The organism is Bacillus luti, assembly GCF_001884105.1.
In the GTDB taxonomy this organism is placed as follows: domain Bacteria; phylum Bacillota; class Bacilli; order Bacillales; family Bacillaceae_G; genus Bacillus_A; species Bacillus_A luti.
The window spans coordinates 76,856-97,695 of sequence record NZ_MACI01000089.1 but is presented as its reverse complement, the minus strand read 5'-3'; the positions used below and the strand labels follow the sequence as shown (position 1 = coordinate 97,695).

13 protein-coding genes and 4 other annotated features are annotated in these 20,840 nt (G+C 35.0%); of the genes, 3 read left to right on the top strand and 10 right to left on the bottom strand.

The features are described from left to right. Positions 1–50: 50 nt before the first annotated feature. Positions 51–299 (bottom strand) — a binding site (T-box leader). A 221-nt stretch (positions 300–520) separates the two neighbouring features. Together BAQ48_RS22425 and BAQ48_RS22420 are read left to right on the top strand one after the other, a co-directional pair. Continuing rightward, on the top strand, positions 521–1,447 hold the full coding sequence (locus BAQ48_RS22425) for an ABC transporter permease subunit (protein WP_071712898.1): 927 nt from the start codon (positions 521–523) through the stop codon (positions 1,445–1,447). Continuing rightward, positions 1,440–2,411, top strand: coding sequence for an ABC transporter permease subunit (locus BAQ48_RS22420; RefSeq protein ID WP_071712897.1), 972 nt, complete (start codon positions 1,440–1,442; stop codon positions 2,409–2,411). The genes BAQ48_RS22425 and BAQ48_RS22420 overlap by 8 nt, the downstream gene beginning before the upstream one ends. Positions 2,412–2,446: 35 nt before the next feature. Here BAQ48_RS22420 and aspS read toward each other — a convergent pair whose 3' ends face one another. Then, positions 2,447–3,745: an aspartate--tRNA(Asn) ligase gene (aspS, locus tag BAQ48_RS22415; RefSeq protein WP_071712896.1), complete on the bottom strand. Its 1,299-nt coding sequence runs from the start codon at positions 3,743–3,745 to the stop codon at positions 2,447–2,449. Between the two features lie 105 nt (positions 3,746–3,850). Continuing rightward, positions 3,851–4,062 (bottom strand) — a binding site (T-box leader). Positions 4,063–4,277: 215 nt separating this feature from the next. On the opposite strand from aspS, the gene BAQ48_RS22410 reads away from it, so the two are divergent. Next, entirely contained in the window at positions 4,278–4,760 is a 483-nt protein-coding gene (locus BAQ48_RS22410; RefSeq protein WP_071712895.1) for a hypothetical protein, read from the top strand. Positions 4,761–4,863: 103 nt separating this feature from the next. On the opposite strand, the gene BAQ48_RS22405 is transcribed toward BAQ48_RS22410, so the two are convergent. From BAQ48_RS22405 to BAQ48_RS22365, 9 genes are all read right to left on the bottom strand, one after another. Then, the gene (locus tag BAQ48_RS22405) at positions 4,864–6,375 is read right to left on the bottom strand and encodes a M36 family metallopeptidase (RefSeq protein ID WP_000482286.1); all 1,512 of its coding nucleotides are present in this window, start codon (positions 6,373–6,375) and stop codon (positions 4,864–4,866) included. Between the two features lie 242 nt (positions 6,376–6,617). Continuing rightward, complete coding sequence (ileS, locus tag BAQ48_RS22400) at positions 6,618–9,719, bottom strand: isoleucine--tRNA ligase (protein WP_071712894.1); 3,102 nt, start codon at positions 9,717–9,719, stop codon at positions 6,618–6,620. A gap of 54 nt (positions 9,720–9,773) precedes the next feature. Continuing rightward, positions 9,774–10,013 (bottom strand) — a binding site (T-box leader). Between the two features lie 99 nt (positions 10,014–10,112). Then, positions 10,113–14,315, bottom strand: a complete 4,203-nt coding sequence (locus tag BAQ48_RS22395; RefSeq protein ID WP_071712893.1) for a bacteriocin-processing peptidase family protein — start codon at positions 14,313–14,315, stop codon at positions 10,113–10,115. 337 nt (positions 14,316–14,652) lie between these two features. Then, positions 14,653–15,531, bottom strand: coding sequence for a class I SAM-dependent methyltransferase (locus tag BAQ48_RS22390; RefSeq protein ID WP_071712892.1), 879 nt, complete (start codon positions 15,529–15,531; stop codon positions 14,653–14,655). Between the two features lie 175 nt (positions 15,532–15,706). Next, positions 15,707–17,395 carry an arginine--tRNA ligase gene (gene argS, locus BAQ48_RS22385; RefSeq protein WP_071712891.1) on the bottom strand — a complete coding sequence of 563 codons (1,689 nt, stop codon included), beginning with the start codon at positions 17,393–17,395 and terminating at the stop codon, positions 15,707–15,709. 45 nt (positions 17,396–17,440) lie between these two features. After that, positions 17,441–17,655: a binding site (T-box leader), on the bottom strand. 40 nt (positions 17,656–17,695) lie between these two features. Then, the gene (locus tag BAQ48_RS22380; RefSeq protein ID WP_071712890.1) at positions 17,696–18,472 is read right to left on the bottom strand and encodes a class I SAM-dependent methyltransferase; all 777 of its coding nucleotides are present in this window, start codon (positions 18,470–18,472) and stop codon (positions 17,696–17,698) included. 49 nt (positions 18,473–18,521) lie between these two features. Continuing rightward, on the bottom strand, positions 18,522–18,956 hold the full coding sequence (locus tag BAQ48_RS22375) for a BrxA/BrxB family bacilliredoxin (protein WP_000063706.1): 435 nt from the start codon (positions 18,954–18,956) through the stop codon (positions 18,522–18,524). 83 nt (positions 18,957–19,039) lie between these two features. Continuing rightward, complete coding sequence (locus BAQ48_RS22370; RefSeq protein WP_071712889.1) at positions 19,040–19,423, bottom strand: thiol-disulfide oxidoreductase DCC family protein; 384 nt, start codon at positions 19,421–19,423, stop codon at positions 19,040–19,042. A gap of 3 nt (positions 19,424–19,426) precedes the next feature. Beyond that, complete coding sequence (locus BAQ48_RS22365; RefSeq protein ID WP_071712888.1) at positions 19,427–20,554, bottom strand: conserved virulence factor C family protein; 1,128 nt, start codon at positions 20,552–20,554, stop codon at positions 19,427–19,429. Between the last annotated feature and the right edge of the window lie 286 nt (positions 20,555–20,840).

The following is a 20,840-nucleotide window of genomic DNA, read 5'->3' as shown; positions in this document are numbered from 1 at the left end:
CCCTCCATTTCTATTTCTATAAAATAAAAAAATGGCTTAGCGTCTCTATATAAAGAGACGCTAAGCCATTTACTTAACGCGGTACCACCCTTATTGATTCCATTATGAATCCACCTTAGTAGTAATCGTTTGATTACAAACCTAATATCGAAGGTTAACCGTTAAGATTTACTAAGAATGTAATTCCGTTCCACCTTACTGCTCCTAGGCGAGTTCAGGCTGTCATTTGACTATGTCACACCAACCCATAGCTCTCTGTACAAATACATGACCTTACTACTCCTATTCAACACATTTTAATATTTAGAATATATTTTCTTTTGAAATTAATATGAAGTATATCGGTAATATGTATAACTGTCAAGGTATATATTAATTTTTTTGTCGAAAAGGAGTTTTCTATAAATTCATAGAAAATATTTACATAAAAGTAAAACTTTATTCCAGTGGGTGTTTTGTCCATCCCCTACTGTTTATTAGCCTTCCAAATCAGACATTTACAAAAGGAGATTAAAACGTTATGTCACTATTAAAGAATGGTTGTTTTTTTGTTATCCGCTCATTTTTCATCATTCTTGGTATTATTGCGATTTGTTCCTTACCACAATTGTTTTTCGGTACACCTCCAAACTCAGCAAAATCGCTAGCAATTCCGCCTACACCAACTTTACAATTTAATTTTAGTAACTATTTAGACTCGATATCAAATGTTATTTCTTCTTTGTTTCACCCTACAAGTATTACTTATAGAATTAACAATGCTGGCACTCTATCGCCCGACCGCGACTTGTTTCCATACTTACTAGAATCATATACGCATACATTAACGATTATGATTTGTGCCTTCCTTATCGCCGTGCTTCTTTCTACTACTTTTACTATACTTACATTTTACTTCCCTAGACGCATTCAATCTCTTATTCTTAAAACTTTACACGTACTAGAATCATTGCCTGACTTATTTTTTGTCGTCAGCGTACAGTTATTTGTCATTTGGATTTATAAAAATACAAATTTACTCGTTACCGTTCCCTTTTCTACTATGCAAGAAAAAACATATTTGTTACCGATAGTAACGTTAAGTATATTACCAATTATTTTCTTATACAAAATCAGCCTACTAAACTATAAAGATGAACTACAAAAGGATTACGTAAACGTTGCGGTCGCAAAAGGATTAAAGCCATTTTACATTTTATATAAACACGTACTCATTAACGCCTTACTCTCCATCTTTTATAATGCAAAATCTATTTTTTTATTTATGATTTCCAATATGATCGTACTCGAGTATTTATTTAATTCATACGGCTTATTTAAATTTTTAATTACGCACCAAACACCGGAAATTATTACTGTAAGCATATTAATTTTAACAATTCCATTCTATCTCTCCTTTGAACTATTAAAACGCATTTTACCAGGAAGAAGGGATTTACATGCTTAAAAAGATAGTTTTTAACATACGATTTTTAATCGGACTCTTAATTTTAGTATCCATTATTATTTCAAGTTATATTACAAAAGAGAAAGTAGACACAGGAAAAATCAAACCTATCCCTGAATATCAATACATCGAAGGTAAAATAACTCGTACAGCCCCAGCACCGCCATCTTTTTCTCATCCTTTCGGGGTAGATATGCACGGGAATGATGTGTTAATTCGGACTCTTTACAATGCAAAAACACCCATTTTTTATGCAATAATTATTAGCTTTTCCCGTATAACCTTTTCACTTATATTTGGTGTTCTTCATGCATATTTTTATCGATACGTACGCTTTTTAGATGTTCTATTTGAAACATTCCAATACGTCCCTAGCACCTTATTAGCGATATTTTTACTATCACCTATCATGTTCGTACGTCCAGAAGATGAACACCTTTGGCTTACTTATACGATTTCGGTTTTAATTTTTATAAGTGTACCTAATTTAGTACAACTTTTCAGCAATGAAATTCGTTTATTACTACAAAATGAATTTGTGACAAGTTCCAAAACATTAGGTGGTGGGTTTTTTCACATTTGTAAATTACATCTTAAACCCTTTCTTATACCCAAAATTTTCATTTGGATAAATCAACAAATGCTGCAAACTTTAGTATTATTATTGCATTTAGCACTGTTTCAATCCATTTCATTTAACATTGCGGGTACACTTGTTTTACTTGGTCATAATCACCAGTTTTTAAATGTTTTACCTTGGGTAGCGTTCGGCCCCGTTTTATTTTTCACTATTGTTATTTTAGCTGTATACATGATGTTATCTGGATTGCAACATGCATTAAAAAGTGATATAGATCAAATTGATAACTCACTTTTATTAAGTGTATTAGCGAAAGAAAAGAGAGAAAAAAAGAGTCAATATTTCTCCCTTTTTAAACCGAATGTAAAAATAAAAGAACATTAAAAAAAGAATCTTCGCGATAATCGCGAAGATTCTTTTTACGGTATAAGGCGAGTACAATCTCTCGGAAAAGCACTCGCTTCTCTCACATTCGATAATTGTAAAAGCTTATAAACAACTCGTTCTAGTCCAATTCCAAAGCCACCATGCGGCGGACATCCGTAGCGGAATGTATCTACATACGATTGGAATTTCTCTGAATGTAATCCTTTTTCTTTAAAAGAAGTGAGTAACATATTATAATCATGAATTCTCTGTGCGCCTGACGTTATTTCTAATCCTTTATATAATAAGTCAAAAGAATCCGTTACAGCTGCATTCTCCTTATTTGGCATCGTATACATCGGTCTGGCTTCTTTCGGGTAATGTGTAATGAAAACAAATTCACTATTATATGTTTCTTTTACATATTTCCCTAATAATTTTTCACCTTCTGTATCTAAATCCCCTACAGGAGATTCTTTATGATACTTATCTTTCAAGATTTCTTGCGCTTCTAACAATGGGATTTTCGGTATTTCTGTAATGACAGGTACTTCTATTTGTAATAGTTGTAGTTCTTTTTCACAGTTTTTTACTACTTGTTGAAACATATGTCGTAAAACATCCGTTTCCAATTGCATCACTTCATGAAAATCATTTATAAAGCCAATCTCTACGTCTAACGATATATATTCATTTAAATGCCTTGAAGAGTTATGCAGTTCAGCTCGGTACACTGGGGCAATTTCAAAAACACGTTCGAGTCCACCAGCTACCATCATTTGTTTATAAAACTGTGGTGATTGAGCTAAATACGCTTCTTTTTGGAAATATGGAACCTTAAAAACATTCGCTCCTCCTTCTGCTCCTTGCGAGACAATTTTCGGCGTAAATATACGTGTGAAATCGTTCTCCATTAAATATTCACTAAAGCTTTGAGCGAGTGTAGCTTTCACTTTAAAAATCGCCGCGGTTCGCTCATGTCTTAAAGATAATACTCGCTCATTCAACAGTTGATCTAAGCCAACTTGTAACTTCTTTTTATTTATTTCAAATGGAAGTGGTTCTGCACCATTTAATACTTTCACTTCATGAGCAAGTACTTCAACACCTACTTCTGTTTTCGATGTCTCAACTATTTCACCTGTTACTTGGACAACACTTTCCATCTCAAGTTTGTATCCTGCTAACTCGTTTTCTAATACACATTGGATAACTCCCGTTCGATCCCTTAATAATAAAAAACTAACATTTCCTAAATGACGAATCTTTTTTACCCATCCTTGTAGTAATACAATCTTCCCGCTATGCTCCGTACATTCTCGTGTGAGTGAACGCTTCATTATTTGACCCATTACATTTCCCTCCAGTATTTTTATTTACGTTATTGTTGTCGTTGTCGTCATCATCATCCACGGTCACTCACCTCCTTTCAAAGAATACAAAAATCCGCCCCTATAAATAGGGACGGATTTTTCCGCGGTACCACCCAAATTGTCTTACTGACCATCTTAGTCCTGATAACGGTAGGTACCGTTTGCTTTTACTAATTATCACGTTCAAAGCAACACTCACAGGTGTCTTTCCATCATGTGGTATCGCAACCTTTCCAGCAATCGGCTGCTCTCTGTAGACCCTTACATCATGTACTTTTCCTGATCATCACTTTTTATATTTACAGAGTATTCTAACTCTTATATTTATAAAATGCAAGCCCTTTTTATTAAATTCGCTTCCTCTCCAGTTATTTAGTAAGTATTTTTTCGTTTTATTATTATTTACCCATTTAAATTTGTATTAGTCTTTTCAATAACGATTTCCATTTTATTACATAAATTACACATTTCCCACACATATTAATATCAAAATTGTAACGGAGGTATACATATGAAAAAAGCAATTAGTTTCTTTCTCCTGTTGTTATGCTTAATTGTAGTGAATGAAACGTACGCATACTCACCAAAATCTTTACCAATCTCTCAAAACTCTGATCAATGGCAAGTGAATATTGATCAACCGAAAAAAGTAAACAAAAAAATGCTTCAAGCTAAAAAAGATGAATTTCAAACATATCAATTTTCAGTAAAAAATGTTGGAAGCAGTGAAGTATATAACGTACAAGTCGAAGTATTCCGCAACGAGCAAAAAACAAAAACGAAATATGAACTCTTCTCCCTAAAGGAAAATCGTTTAGCAAGTGGAAAAACTGGATTTGAACATGCTAATTTTCCAGTTTCTACAAAATCGGATGCAGTTGATGTAATTATTACATGGCAAGAACACCCTTTCCGTTCGATAAGAAACGGTCAAAAAGTTGCGTCTCAAAAATTTAAAGAGCATTTTATTTTTAAAGACACAAAAAACAAATGAAATGTAGATCTATTCACACTATCATTGATATAGCTTAATTTACTAATACGAGTTCTTGAAAAAACAAAAAAATCGTGGCTTATTACTGCCACGATTTTTTATATTAGTTCGTACTAATTCCTCTCGCTGCCCAAATACGATCGATATCAGCGGCATGTTGTCCGCCATATAAAAGAGCATCTGCTTGCTTAATTGCTTTCGCACCATCACGGAATTTCGCATTTGGTGTTAATGACCAATGTGATTGTAAAATAATTTTTGTTGCTACATCACGGCCAAAAGCTTGTGCCATTTCGTATTGGCCTTGTGCCCAAATTTCCCCATCATCATGTACCTCATTTGTAATATCTTTCGGATATACTTTATTCGTATCTAATCGGCGTAAGCACGTTGGATCTGAACTAGAATAAGCAGTCGCATCCCATTCTCCAACACATGCTTTTCCGTACCCTGTTGTCGATACTGCATCTTCATACGTAGCACCTAAGAAATCGCCAAATCCTTCTCCCATCGCTCCACCTTCTGCTGAACTACCGAAGCCAGGAACTTGGTTATCTTGAATCGAATGCCCATATTCATGTGCGATAATACCAGCATCTTCTGCATCATCTACTCCGCCAGTACCAAAAGTTAAAGCTTTCGTTGTCGGAGAATAAAATGAGTTGTCCGCCGTCGTTCCATTCACATTCACTTTAATTGAACGGTTATTAATATTTTTAAAACCTAGCCCTTGAATGTAACGTTGTAATGTATCAATATGATAATACGACATCACATCTTCAAAGCTATCATTTGCGCGTGTATAGTTAAATTGTAAGTTTGTAGATTTCGTTTTTGCTTTTGAAGAAATCGTTACATATTCTCCAATTAAAAATCCTGTTCCATCTAAACCTTTTAACGTAACAGTCTTTAATTGGTTCGTTAACGCTGTTGAATCTGCATCATTATTATCTTTTAAACCTACTTTACTACCGCTAGATACGACTGGATTAGGTAAAAATACTTTTCCTGACCCTTCAGCTTTTCGGTTTATATCAACCTTTTTAATTAACTTTCCATTTTCTGCATCAATAAATGTTTCCCATGCACCAAATGGATTATTAGAATGGACTACAACTTTGTATACTGGACGAGCAATTCCCTCCTCAACAATATATCCGAATTCTTTCTCTGTAGGAGCCCATAAGTTTTGTTCACTTGCTTCTCCAACATACGCCATTGATTTTTGTATTGCATCTTTTTCAGTAATTTTTGTCGTTACTTCCTTCACACCTTTAACGGATTGATAATCAGAAACAGCAAGTACTCCCTTTCCCTCTCCGTTAAGAGTAACTGTAATTTGTTTTGAAAATACAGGCGCACCATTCACAACTTGTTGGAATCTAACATATGAAGCTACTGACGTTTCTGTTGTAGAAATATATTGCAAGTCTGAAAGGTCTGTTTTTAATCCATACTGTGCAGCATTTTCTTTTAAATATTCAGTCGCTTTCTTCTGTGGTGAATAAGCTTCTAGCTTTACCTGCTGTTGTTTTTCCAATGCCGAAACCGTAGAAATCGTCCCCATTACTAATGGCACAGTCATTGCCATTGCCACCATTTTTTTATTAAACATAGAACCACTCCCCCTAATAAATTGAAACCTTTACCCCATTCCTATAAGGCTATTACTGTTCATAAGTAACGAAATAAAGTGAATCTACGAGTAATTCTCTAAGAACAATTCTATTACCTTTACATTTAGGGAGAGTGAAATTTTCTCAATATTTATGTGTAAAGTGAAAACAATATTTTAGAAATATATTTCTTTCTCCTCCATACAAAAAAGAAGTTGGAATCATTCCAACTTCTTTTTCTTTACTTAGCCTCGCTTAATTTAATGCGAACTTTCGTCTCACCTAAAGAAAGTTCATCGTCTTCATTCGTTAAGCGATCAAATGTAAATTGCTTAACAAGTAAGTTTTCTTCCAACAAATCTTTATGATTCGTTAACGTTTTCTGTAGTTCTTCCTCTGTATCAAGAATAACATCTACTCGTAAATTAACTGGTAAATTTAACTGCTTACGATATTCTTGAACGGCGCGAATAAATTCACGGGCTAGCCCTTCTTGTAACAATTCTTCCGTTACATTCGTATCTAACATAACCGTATATTGTCCGTTAGTCGTATTGGAGAAGCCTGATTTTGCAACTTTCTCAACCAATACATCTTCAGCTGTTACAACTACTTCTTCTCCTGGCATGGCTTGATATACCGCTTTTTCAGTTGAAACAAAATTCTGTACTTCTTCTTGTGACAATTGTTTTAACCAGCCATTTACTGCATTCACATTTTTACCGAACTTCGGCCCAGCCGTTTTAAAATTCAGCTTTAATTGATAGGACGTGTATTTCGTTTCATCGAGTTCAACATGGAATGCTTTCACATTTAGCTCATCCATTACGATATCACGATAAGATTCCCAATCCATATCATTTTCATTATGTGCTAGTAATACAAGTTCCGCTAACGGCTGCTTTACTTTTAAAGAATGCTGATTACGGTTACTTCTTCCAAGCTCAACAACTTGTAAAACAGCATCCATTTCCACTTCTAATTTCGGCTGAAGTAATGATTCATTTACAACTGGATAATCTTCTAAATGAACGCTACTTCCAGTTAAATTTAAATGAATATCTTCAGCGACAAACGGTGTAAATGGTGCAATTAATTTACTAATTGTCACAAGCACTTCATGAAGTGTGTCATACGCAGCTGCTTTCTCAGCATTCATACCAGATTCCCAGAAACGATTGCGTGAACGTCTTACGTACCAGTTACTTACTTCATCTACAAGCGTTGCGATTTCACGAGCTGCATTCGTAAATTGATAATCATCAAGTGCTGTTCTCACCTTTTTCGTTGTACTATGCAATCTTGATAATACCCACTCATCCAATTTCGTCCTTTTTACATCATACGTTTCATTTGGATTATACTTATCTAAATTTGCATATAAAACGTAGAAACTATACACATTGACTAGTGTATCTACAAATTTAGATTTGGCTTCTAGTACTGTTCTTTCAGAAAAACGCTTCGCATTCCACGGAGCACTGTCAACGAGTAAAGCCCATCTTAAAGCATCTGCACCAAACTTATTTACTAAATCAACTGGATCTAGTGCATTCCCTTTACTTTTAGACATCTTTTGTCCTTCTTCATCTAGAACATGCCCTAATGATAACACTCGTTTATACGGTACTTTTCCTGTATATAGCGCTGATACCGCTAATAAACTATAAAACCAGCCGCGTGTTTGATCAATGCCTTCTGCAATAACATCTGCCGGAAACTGTTCTTCAAATAACTCTTTATTTTCAAATGGATAATGATATTGTGCAAATGGCATGGAACCACTATCGAACCAAACATCAATTACTTCAGGTGTACGATTCATTGTTCCTCCGCATTTTTCGCAGCAAACTTGCACTTCATCTACATATGGCTTATGCAATTCTAAATCTTCAGGTGTCTCTTTCGTACTATGCTCTCTTAAATCAGCAATGCTTTTTGGTGCGAATTGATGATCGCAACTTTCACATTCCCATACGTTTAATGGTGTTCCCCAATATCTATTTCGGCTAATATTCCAGTCCACCATGTTTTCTAAAAACTTACCGAATCGTCCATGTTTCATATGGTCTGGATACCAAGTAACAGTATCGTTATTTTGTAAAAATGTATCTTTAATTGCAGTCGTTCGGATTAACCAACTCTCTCCTGCATAATAAAGAAGTGGTGAATCACAGCGCCAACAATGTGGGTAACTATGTTCATATTTTTCTTTATGATAAAGTAAACCTTCCTTCGCTAAATAACGAACGATATCTACGTCACAATCTTTTACAAATTTACCTTTCAAAAATGGTACTGCTTCTGTATACTCACCTTTTTCATCTACAACATGTAAGAATGACAATCCTTCACTTTGAACGACTCTATAATCGTCCTCTCCGTATGCTGGAGCGATATGAACGAGCCCTGTACCACTATCTGCCGTTACGAAATCCGCTGCGATGACGCGGTAACCATTCGTAACTTCTTTCATCGGAAACGGTGCTGTGTAAGATGTATTTACTAATTCTTCACCTTTATGAACTGATAATACTTCATAGTTTTCTTTTAATACATTTTGTACACGTTCTTTCGCAACAATGTATACATGACCTTCTTGTTTCGCTTTAACGTATTCCATATTTGGATGTACAGCGAGCGCAACATTTGCTGGAAGTGTCCAAGGTGTTGTCGTCCAACCTAGGAAATACTCATTTTCACTATCTTTCACTTTAAACTTAACTGTTGCACTTAAATCTTTTACTGTTTTATACCCTTGTGCAACCTCATGTGAACTTAGCGAAGTTTGACAGCTTGGGCAGTATGGTGAAACTCTATGCCCTTTATACAATAATCCTTTTTCATGAATCGTCCCTAAAATATGCCATACACTTTCGATATATGGGTTTTCTAACGTAACGTATGGGTCATCCATATCTACCCAGTAACCGATACTTTCAGTGAATTCACGCCACTGCTTCTCATATGTGAATACACTCTCTTTACACTTCTTAATAAATGGCTCAATGCCATATTCTTCGATTTCATGTTTACCAGAAATACCGAGTTGTTTTTCAACACCTAATTCTACAGGTAAACCATGTGTATCCCAGCCCGCTTTTCTTAATACTTTATAGCCTGCCATCGTTTTATATCTTGCTACTACATCTTTAATTGTTCGTCCAAGTGCATGACCTACATGCGGTAATCCGTTCGCCGTTGGTGGTCCTTCATAAAACACAAAAGATTGTGCGCCTTCTCGATTCTGAATTGATTGCTCGAAAATGCTTTGCTCGTTCCACTGTTTATGAATACGTGTTTCTCTCCCTACAGCTGACTCTTTTACATCTACTTTCTTCATCTACAATCACTCCTTTTGAATGTTTTAAAGCACACAAAAAACCCGTCCCTATAAAGTAGGGACGGGTTTACCCGCGATACCACCCTAATTCTATTAGCTATTCACTAATAGCACTTAGCAACGTACTATCATACGTGTTCTTTGTAACGGTAGACATCCGTCCGAGCTTACTTATGTTCAGCCTCGGCTCCTCGGAGATGATTTTCAAATAACGTCTGAACACCGGCTTTCAGCTATACACCGGTTCTCTGGGGAACAGTTCATTATTTTACTCGTTCTCGTCTTCAGATTTGTATACTTTGTTAAAAGCTATTCTATGCCATCGGGCAACTAATTGTCAACTAATTCGAAATATATATTTAATTATACCCTTTTTTCACTATTCCTATACAGTTACTTCTCAAATTCTCGTATTCCCGCTAAATCTTCATCTTCCTCTATAAGCTCAGCAAAGAATCCCGAGTCATCTTCACGAAGTACAATTTCGAGTTCTTTTTTAGCCTCATCATTTCTGTTTAAAAGCGCTAAGTAACAAGCGTGATCATATCTTGCTAATAAATCACTTGCATCTATTGATAATACTTCGCTCGTTATTTTTTCTGCCTTTATCGTTTGTCCATCCTCATGATATGAAGATGCTAATGAAAGAAGAATTGCGGTATCATTTGGATGATGTATAGAAGCGCCTTCTAGTAGGTGAATTGCCTCTTCAAATCTCTCTTGACTTTCGTACATTTCTCCTAAAGCCAGGAATCCTCTATTTACAAACGGTGTTTTCTCCGTTAATTGTAAGTAAAGCTTTTCTGCTTTTCTTTCTTCTCCGGCTTTAAAGAAAACTTGTGCTTGTAAAAAAAGAGTATCATAGTCATCTGGTAACTCTCGAACCATTTGCTTCGTTAGTTCTAAAGCATCTTGTAATCTATCTTGTTCCTCACACTCGATGAAAAGATTTACTAGTTGCTTCGCTACATCATAATCCCATTTATTTTCTAACGAAGTTTCCAAAACTTCTATCGCTTCTTTATTCATCGCTGCATTCTCGTAAAATTGTGCAAATCGCTGCGCTGCCATACTATTTTTCGGATTTAACTTTAACGAAATTTCATATAAATCAATGATTGTCGTTATCATCGAAATTTCTTTCGCACGATTTTTCATACGATAAAACGCTCTCGTAAATATAGACTTTTTCGGTTGTTCATTTTGCTGGCGTTCAATCCACATTTCAGTAACCGCAGCTGCTGCATACATAAATGCTGTACTTTTTTCTGCTTTTTTCACTTTCAATATATGCAAGAAATCACGTATGTTAGACAATTTCTTCTGTTGTTCTACTGCTCTTACATAAACATCAAAAATACGTTCATTACCTATATCTTGTTGCATGACTTTCATCGCAACTTCCATTGCTTTTACATCTCTTTTTTTCACCAATACATTCGCATAATGATATAGAACTTCCGTATGTTCGCCATCTAATTGTATCGCTTGCTCAATTTGTTCTTTTTCTTTATCGATTTCATTCATTGCTCCATACACAAATGCAATCGCATCTAATCGCCATATTTCAGGTACTTCTCCAGCTAACCGTTCTAATTCCGCTAACAACTCTTCCTGTAATTCTACTTTTACTGAAAGCTGTGCCAAGTATTCCATATTTATATGCAATGGTTCCTCTTTCATCGCCTGAACCATATGACTTTGTTCCTTTGGATGGTTTTCTTCTTTTTCATATATCTCTGCAAGTTGCAAATGTACACCTACGAAATTCCCATCAAGTTCTAAACATGTTTCATACGCTTGTTTTGCTTCTGCCAATTGCCCTAATGCCATAAGTGTTTCGCCAATTCGATAATAAGGTAATGCCGTTTTCTTTTGCTCTATCGCCTTATTATATCTTTTCATTGCTTGGCCGTACTGCCCAATAGATTCATATAAAATACCTATATAACAACCGTATTCACTTACTTCATTTCTCTCTTTTTGTAACGTTCTTAAAAACGCTATACCTCGTTGTACAAACACAGTTCCTTTAATTCGATTTACATATTCATCTAATGCACTTGCTACACTATAATCTCCCTGCTTTATACCACTCTCTAATTTAGCCAATGCTAATTTTAGTTCTTCCTCATTCCCGCCCAGTTCAATCTCCGCATCCCATAAAACCATCCCAGCATTCATAAGGAAATCTTGACTCTTTTCAATCTGTTTTTCGATACCGAGAATATATTGTTTCGCTTCTTTATATTGCTCTTTTGCCATATACACTTGAGTAAGCCCGAAATGAGAATAAACATCTTCATCATTTTCTTCTAAAGCACGCTTATACAATACTTCTGCTTCTTCCAAACTATCATTCTGAAAGTGATAGTCACCTAACCTTACGTAAAGAGGTGCTTTATCATCACAATTCTCAATGCCTTCTAATAATATTTCTTTCGTACTTTCTTCATCCTTCAAATCTGATTCGTATATTTCCGAAAGTTTCGTATAAATGTAAGGTGCATTACTATCCAAATGAATCGCTACTTTAAGCCCTTTTATTGCTAAATGTAATTTTCCTAATTGATGCGCACATCTCGCTCGCTCATACCATACATGCGCCTCATTTTTATACTCTTTTAACAAATCATTAAAGATTTCATACGCTTCTTCATATCTTTCTAAATCGATTAATATTAAACCGTGATTCGTTAACGTGAATCTTTCAGGACTACGCTCTAAAGCAACTTGAGAAAACTGCAACGCATTTTCACATTGATCGATATACATATAAGATAAAGCAAGAAAACTCCATGCAATCGGCTGATCTGCATCCAACTGCAATGATGAACGAAAACTTGAAATCGCTTCTATATAATTTTCCTGTTCAAATGCATACCTTCCATTTATCAAATGATATAAAGCACGATTATTTTTCCTCTCAACACTTGTCAACATTTGCCCAGCTTTCTCCATTTCTTGAAGACGAATAAAGCACTGTGCACCATGTAATTTAACAAAATCCGAATCTGGAAACTTTTCCGTTAACTTTTCTATACAATTAAGAATAAATTCTTTATCTATTTCCACATCTAAGTGTTTAATCGTATATAACCACGTATTCGGATTATCACTCGTCTCTTTCAAAAACTGTACTAAATGACTAATTCCCTCTTTATCGTGTTCATCTAAATGATCCGTAAGAGAAAAAATGGATTTAAAATACTGATTTTCTTCTTCACTTAAAAACACCAATTGTTCCTTCTTTTTTTTCGGAACAAACGTGATTGCCAAACAACCTGTATAGCGATATTTCTCTTGCAATTTACTATATTCCACAAGAACTGGTTCTATAAAGTTTGGATCTTGAACATAAAAAGCTTGTAACGTATCATCATATCCAGATAGTACTTGCACATGCGAAGCATGCTCAATATCTATACTTAATAAAACGGGAATTCCTCGGTCAAGTAATCTCTTATAATTTTCCTCATTCCCTTTAAAATAACGATATTCATAACCTAATCCTTCTATATACGAAACAGTATCCGAAAACTTCGAACCTGTCATATCAAAAATAAACTCTGCAATTTCGTCTTGTGTACGTTTTTCTCCCCAAATTTGCAACATCATTTCTAAACTTGTCGGTACACAATAATTATCCTTTTGTACAATAGGTACTATAGACAGGTGAACCTTTTTTCCATCTGGATTTTTTTCTAAATTATGATATAAAGAGCCTTTTAAACTTTTTTCTTCTTTTAATAACTGTTGTAAGTTTACAAGTTTATTCATTTTGTACAGCGCTTCTGCACGTAAATGTATAAAGTAAGCTTCATAAGCATGATAAGGAAGCTGATGATTAATATTATCTATTACCGCTAACATCTCTTCATATTTTCCAACATCTAATAAATACTTTACCTTTTCAAAATGAAAATATGGTACTTGTGGAAACTTTACAATTGCATCATCAATTAGCTGTAATGCACGTTTTTGTTCCCCTTTATTCGCATATAACTGTGATAATAAATATGTGGATAGTTCTTCACAATCTTTATGCTGCATGCCGGCTATAAATTGTTCTTCCGCTTTCTCCCATTCACCTGTATGCATATAGACGTAGCCCCATTTATCAAATACAGCACGTGTACTGTACTCCTCTGCTTTTTGCATATAGATTAGCGCTTCTTCATTTCGTTTCATTTCTAAAAGACATCTTACTAAAGTAAAATATGTTTTCGCTAAAAAATCGGCATCTATTTCTTCTTTATTACTCTCTTCTAAAGAGTCTTTTAACAACTGTTCTGCTTCAAGAATTTTCCGCTCATCAATTAACTCATCACAATATAAAGAGAGCGTTCTCATATTTGGGAATTTTTTATAAGCGTAGCGAATGAGGAATGAACTGTATTGGTGCATAAGCCCTTCATCAGTAAGGCGAATTAATATATCAAACTCCTCATGTGAAGAAATATTAGCAAGCCATTTTTTCACATAAGATAAAGTATTCGTTTCTTTTATATATGAAATTTCTTTATTTATTTCCTGTAATCCATCTACAAATCTCTTGTCTTTTAAACAAGTTTCTAACTGCTTAAAATCTAGCATGCATTCACCTCGAATTTATATTTATACTGCTACTTGCTTAGATTTTACACATCATATTGTCGGTATTCAACTATAATCTCTTATAATGAATGGTATTATTTAATATTATTCTAATTCATAACAGAATATAGTAAAAATGTTTGTTTTTCTCTGTATTTTGTTTGATTTTATGAAATAACGTAACATGAGGTTCCTATCTTTCAAAAGGTGAACTCTGTATATAAAATTATATCGGCGATTTTCAAAATCCCCTCATAAATAACTTCTAATCTCTCAAACCAAAGACTCTCATGGTCCCATATATTAAAGGTAGCAATCCTAAATAAGGCGCCACCTTTTAACATACTATTTCACCATATGTAATTTTCATATTCGGAGCATATACTAAAGAAGAATGTAGATGAAATGCTTTAAAAAATTGTAGTTCCGCTTCATATTGAGCTAGCGCATCATCATATGTTAATTCTCTGGCCATTAAACGTTCTATAAATTGCTGTTTATCTCCTGGATTGCCCGCTATTCCCTCCTCTTTTAATGAATGATACAAATCATTTTTATCTTTGTGATGTATATTAGAGTCTAAAAAATTCACTTTATCGCTCACTCGACACTCAATATTTTTCACACCTAATTCACTTAAATACATCGGTATTTTCATGCCGATATTGCCATCTTTACCGTTTCTCTTCGTATCACTTTCAAATAATTTTTGTAAAATACCTAGCTGAATAATTTTCGATTGCTCCTCCCCACCTAACACGTATGAAGACATATTTGAAATCCAATGTGGTTCGAAACAGATTATTTTACCACCATCCTTAATTGACTGTATCATTTTTTCTAGCATCGTTTTTGGTGAACTCATATGTAACAAGAAGGCATGACAGATTGCTATATCATATTTATCGTTCAATTTAATTTCAGTAGCATCTCCTTCAAGAAATTCTGAATCATACGGAAGTAAACGAAACAACTCTCTCGCTTCAGTTAGTAATGTTTCTCCACTATCAATGCCTGTATACTTTGACCCTTCTGGAAATAAAGGCATTAATATTAAGCCTAAATAACCATATCCACAACCGTAATCAACGATATGTACTGGCTTAGTAATCTTCCAAACTGTATTTACTAAAAAGCTTACATAATCGTCATTATAATATAAATCTCTCGTGTTTTTTAAATATGTTAGTTTACTGTTCCAATCGTATGTTGCCAATTGTAATGCCCCCTTTTTATATATGACATTACAATTCTCCATTTAATAAAGACATTCCTACAACTGAAACACTTCCAAAAAAATTTAGATTTAATAAAACATAACTGCTACTTACATATTTTCTATAAAAATAAATAGGCATACATATCTAATATGATACGTATACCTATTTATTTTACATCTCCTCAGGTGCTTCCACCCCAAGTAAATGTAACCCCTCTTTTAATACCACCGTCACAGCATACACTAATGCAAGTCTGCTATCTTTTTCTTCACTCTCTTCCAATATACGCACATTTCCATAATATTTATTGAATGATTGTGCCACATCTAATACATATTTCGAAATGATTGATGGCTCATTTTTGTTACATGCTGCTTCAATTACTTGCGGGAATTTGTTTAGTAATTTTACGACGCTCCAACTATAATCATCTTTTAATGCAAACGTACACGTTTCAAATTCTACACTTTCTTTTCTTAAAATAGAGCAAGCACGTGCATGTGTGTACTGTACGTACGGTCCTGTTTCCCCTTCAAATTTCAGCATGTTTTCTAAAGAAAATTCGATATTATGCATACGCTCATTTTTTAAATCGTGGAAAATAACTGCCCCTACACCGACTTGCTTTGCTACTTCTTCTTTTTGTTTTAAGTTTGGATTTTTCTCTTCAATATTTTGTTTTGCAAGTTCGATTGCTTCTCCAAGTACTTCTTCAAGTAAAATAACTCTTCCTTTACGTGTCGACATTTTCTTACCGTCTTTTAAAATGAACCCAAACGGTACATGTTCCATGCCGTCAACCCAAGTGTAGCCAAGCTTTTTTAATACGGTGAAAAATTGATTGAAGTGTAAACTTTGTTCCGGGCCAACTACATATAACGCTTTATCAAATGCATATGTGTTTTGACGATATAACGCTGCCGTTAAGTCACGTGTTGCGTAAATCGTCGCACCATCTGATTTTCTAATTAAGCAAGGCGGCATTCCTTCTTCTTCTAAATTAACGACTAATGCGCCTTCTGACTCTTCAAGCAAATCATGTTCCTCTAAAATCCCAATAAAATCTTCCATTAAATTATTATAAAAAGCTTCTCCTTGAAAATTAGTAAATTCAACACCGAGAAGTTCATAAATACGAGAAAATTCTTTTAAGGATTCGTGACGGAACCAATTCCAAAGCTCGACTGCTTCCTCATCACCTTCTTCTAATTTCTTAAACCAAGCGCGTCCATCTTCTTCTAGTTCTTCGTCGTCTTTTACCTCTTCATGGAATTGAACATATAACTTAAATAGTTCACGTATTGGATCCTCTTTAACTACTGCTTCATTTCCCCATTTTTTATAAGCAGTAATTAACTTTCCAAACTGTGTTCCCCAGTCCCCAATATAATTAATTCCTACAACTTCATACCCACATTTTTCAGCAATATGTTTCAATGAATTTCCTATCATTGTAGAACGTAAATGCCCCATCGAAAAAGGCTTCGCGATATTAGGAGAGGAATAATCAATTACTACTGTTTTTTCACAGCCAAAGTGGTTTTGACCGAACTCTTCTTTCTCCGCTAAAACCGTTTTTAATACTGCATCACTTACAGTTTCACGATTAAAAAATACATTTACATAAGGGCCAACGGCTTCTACTTTCGTAAAGAACAGATTATTTAATTTCTCTGCAACTTCCTTTGCAATAATAGCCGGTGCTTTTTTATATTGCTTCGCTAATGAAAAGCATGGGAACGCTGCATCTCCAAATTCATCTTGTTTCGGTGTTTCAATTAAATCTAAAATTTGTTTTTGCGTTAATTCATTCGTGAAAATATTAGATAAACTTTCCGCAAACTGCATTTTATAATCCATGATTTAACCTCCTTATTTTTTAAAACACAAAAAACTCGTCTCTAAAAAAGAGACGAGTTTTAACCCGTGGTACCACCCTTGTTGTTCGTTAAGAACCACTTTCCCGTTTATAACGAGGACAGGGGGCCTCGGCTTACTCTACTATTCGTTCAAGAAGCGTCTCCGAAGTGCGCTTCATCTTTTTCTTCCGCACTAGGCTCACACCATCCCTAGCTCGCTTTCCTTCTAAAAAAGACTACTCTCTTCATCACAGACAGTATATTTAATTAATTATTGCTTATTATACATCTTTTCAAACAATTAGCAAGGGTCAATTACACCAAAGTGAAACTTCGCACTTTTTCTTTTATATACGTGAAAATTGTGTTTTTCAAATCTAGAACTACGGAAATGATCTTTTAATACGACACGCTTTCTCGCCACTCGCTTCGCCTCCGCAATTGTTTCATCAGTAATATCATGATACAAAGCGAAGTGTTTTAATCCTTTAATTCCGTCAGATTCTATGACAGTTTCTTCAAACATCGGATCAAGGTAAACAACATCATAACTATCATCTTCACATTGTTTTAAAAACGCGAAATGCTCCGTTTGCTTTACATCAATTCGTTGCATTGCTTCATCAATTTCAGAAATGGCTGAAGACCATGTTTGCAAACCATTTTCCATAATATAAGCCATATATTCATTGCCTTCAATTCCTGTTACTTTTCCGCTTTCACCAACAATATAACTAGCTACAATACTATCTGATGCCATACCGAGCGTACAATCTAACACTGTCATTCCGCTCTCTAATTTAGCAGCTTGTACGAACGGATCGTGCTCTCCGCGCATTAATCTTTTCACACGAAACATCGCTGAATTCGGATGAAAGAAAAACGATTCTTCCGTTCCTTTCGGATAAATAGCTAATCGGTTTTTGCCTACAACAAGCACATCTTGTTCGTACTGCTCATGCAATTTATGTACCGGTATGTCATTACGTCTAACGAACGCACTATTTAATTCGGCTGCAACCTGGTTTGCATAATCTGTCATTTCTTTGTTCGTTCTTCCTGCTGTTGTTACGATCATTTTTTCACCTCTATATAAAGAAAAGAGGGAGATTTACTCTCCCCCTTCTTTAGCAATTCTTTTCGAAAGCTTGTTCTAAGTTCGTAATAATTTCGTCCATAGTTGCACCTTCAATTTCATGACGGTGAATGAAGTGAACAACTTCTTTTCCTTTTAATAATGCCATAGATGGTGAAGATGGAGGAATTTCTCCGAAGTATTCACGCATTTTTGCAGTAGCATCTTTATCTTGACCTGCGAATACAGTTACAAGATGATCAGGTTGTTTTTCAGCACGAACAACTGCTTGACCTGCTGATGGACGTGCTAAACCAGCTGCACAACCACAAACAGAGTTTACAACTACTAAAGTTGTACCTGATGTATTTTCCATAAATTCTGTTACAGCTTCTTCTGTAGTTAACTCTTCAAACCCAGAACGCACTAACTCTTGGCGCATTGGGATTACCATTTGGCGCATGTATTCTTCATAAGCATTTGACATCTTGTAATCTCTCCTTCAACTTTCATTCCAAATTCATCATATCACGCTCTATTATTAGGTGCAAAAGAAAGATAACGATGATTTCATTTTTTTGTAGGGATTTCACAAACCCCACCGCGGCAATGTCCCACTGGAACAAGTTTTCTATTGTTAGCGATATAATCGTATACTTTACTTCCAAATCCAAGTACGATAGATAGCTTTATAAAAGGCACGGCAAACCAATAAGATGGAACGGCCTTTGCTAATACATATATGCTATGAATGCCGTCATACCACTTATTATTTTTTAAAATATACAATCTTTGTTCCATCTTACTTTGTAGTTCTTGAGAAAGCTCATACTTCTCAACTACATCTTCATCTCGAAATGAAACAAATTTCATCTTACCCTTTTTATCTAATTTTTTCGTACGTTCTGCAACCGCCGTACACATCGGACACCAACTATCATAGAAAACAATCATACATTATTCCCCTTTACGAGACTCCGTCATTTGTTTCCATACAGAACCTTTTGCTTCTTCTCCGCCTTCAATACGCTCTAATGCTAGACGCGCTTGCATCGCTACTTCAAACTCTGGATCATCTTGCGCTGCTTTTAATGCTGGAATCGCACTTTCATCTCCGAGTTCAAATAAGAACATTGCTGCACGCCAGCGTACTAATTTACTTGAATCTTTCAGAGATTTAATCATAACGAACATTGCTGCTGGATCACCTACATCTGATAAGCAATCGCCCGCTGTACGGCGAACACTTACTGAACGGTCTAATAGTGCTTTATATAATAACGGTAATACTTCTTCACCTTTTACCATACCTAAGTATGCTGTTGCTAAACGACGGATTGAAACTTTTTCATCATCTAACGCCATCTTCAACACTGGAATATCGTCTTCTGTAGGATCCATTTGTTCTAATGCTGCAAAACGGTTTTTCCAGTCAGCATCTTTCATCATCTCTTCTGTTACTTTATATGGCTCACGCTTTTGAATCGTTACTTCAACAGCACCTGCCTGATTTAATAATTCTTTAACCGTTTCATTTACACGTTCTTCTGAAAAAGCAGCAACAATCTCTTCTACTACTTCTTTCCCGATTTCTTCAAAATTACCGTAACGTGTACTTTGTTCCACCCATTTACGTTCTTTCACAACGTTTGGTGCAGACATTTGAACTTTCATAATTGATTCTTTAAAACGGTCAGGTAAACCAACACGTTCTTCCGTCGTTCCATCTGTTAACTTTACTTGCATTGGAATTGTAAAGAACATTTGAACAAACACTTTCACTTCTCCAAAATGAGCAAGTTGTTGTTCTTCACTTTCTCCCACTACTTCTTCACCGAAAACAGCACGAACTTGTTGTAATAAAACTTTCCAGTCATACTTTGCATTTCGCTCCACCGCTAAAAAATCAGCTACATGATATACACCTTTAATGCCTTCAATTTTTAAAATTTCTTGCACTTGCATTGGTGCTTGTTCTTTATTTTCATTTGTATAATTATTACGCGCTCCTGATGGTAATACTTCATTCAAAATAACCTTCATTGTATTTGGACTTGGCGTCGGTTCAATTGCTTTAATCTTCACGTAAAAAACTCTCCTTTATTGCGTGTTCTTAGGTGTATTGTAACATGTTATCACTCTATACTCCTACTCGGATGCTTAATTTTACTACTTTCTTCCCGCTACCATACTATTTCATTCTTTCTTGGCATTTCAAATTAGGAATGTAATTTTAAAACCTGTCATTTTCGATTGTTTTTTATTTATGGAGGGAATTTGTTTTCTTTGTCGTACATTAAAAGAGTCAACTGTATAAGCAACAGAAAGTTCGTTTTATAGGAAACTTTATAAGTAGAAGAGGTCTTGGAGG